The sequence below is a fragment of the Streptomyces sp. MB09-01 genome, assembly GCF_033794505.1.
Classification (GTDB): Bacteria; Actinomycetota; Actinomycetes; order Streptomycetales; family Streptomycetaceae; genus Streptomyces.
Genome location: NZ_JARAYQ010000571.1, coordinates 1 through 1103 on the forward strand (window position 1 = coordinate 1; position 1103 = coordinate 1103).

1 protein-coding gene is annotated in these 1103 nt (G+C 77.2%); it reads left to right on the forward strand.

Annotated elements, in window-relative coordinates:
- A partial coding sequence (locus tag PV721_RS43510; RefSeq protein ID WP_319734426.1) for a carbohydrate kinase family protein occupies nucleotides 1-899 on the forward strand: 899 nt, incomplete at its 5' end.
- Nucleotides 900-1103: the final 204 nt, after the last annotated feature.

Below are 1103 nucleotides of genomic sequence, written 5' to 3' on the forward strand. Positions count from 1 at the left end.
TGACCGGGGCGGGAGCACTGGTCGTCGTCGGGGACGTGGTCACGGACGTGGTGGCGATACATCCGGAGCCACTCGCTCCGGCCACGGACACCGCCGCCCGCATCCGGACCCTGCCGGGTGGCGCCGGGGCCAACGCCGCCTGTTGGGCGGCCCGTACGGGGACCGCGGAGGTACGCCTCCTGGCGCGGGTGGGCAGCGAGTCGGCGCGGTGGCACGAACGCGCGCTGGTGGACGCCGGGGTGCGGCCGCGGCTGGTGATCGACCCGGAGGAGCCGACCGGGACGGTCGTCGCGCTGGTCGGCAAGGACGCGGAACGCACCTTCCTGACCGACAGCGGGGCCTCGCTGCGGCTGTGCCCCGCCGACTGGGCTCCGTCGCTGCTGGACGGGGCGGCCCACCTCCACCTGTCCGGCTACCTGTTCTTCGCCGACAGCAGCCGGGAGCTGGCCATGGTCGCGCTGCGGGCGGCCCGGACCCGGGGGGTGCCGGTGAGCGTGGACCCCGCCTCGGCCGGTTTCCTTCAGGCGCTGGGGCCGCAGCGCTTCCTCGACGCGGTGGCCGGAGCGTGCGTGCTGCTGCCCAACGAGGACGAGGCCCGGCTGCTGGCCGGACTGCCGGAGCCGGCCGGGGTGGCCCGGGCGGCGGTGGAACTCAGCCGGCGGATACCCCTGGTGGTGGTGACCCTGGGCTCGGCCGGCGCGCTGGTCGCCGAACGGGGGCGGATCACCGCCGAAGTGGCCGCAGAGCCGGCCGCGGCCGTGGACTCGACGGGCGCCGGGGACGCCTTCACCGGCGGCTTCCTGGCAGCCCGCCTCCAGGGCGCGGACCCCACGGAAGCCACCCGGGCCGGCTGCCGCACGGCAGCCCTGTCGGTAACCCGCCCGGGCGGCCGCCCTTGACCACCCACCGGGCCCATTCCAGCTCCGCCGGCGTCTGAGGCGCTCTTTCGGCCTCGCCGGCGTTCGAGGCGCGGGGTCCGGGGCGGAGACCCGATCTTTCGGCCCCGCCGGGCACTCCAGCCGCGCCGGCCCGTTCCAGCCCCGCCGGCGTTCGAGGCGCGGGGGCACGGGGGCAGCGCCTCTTGAACGGGCAGGCACCGCACC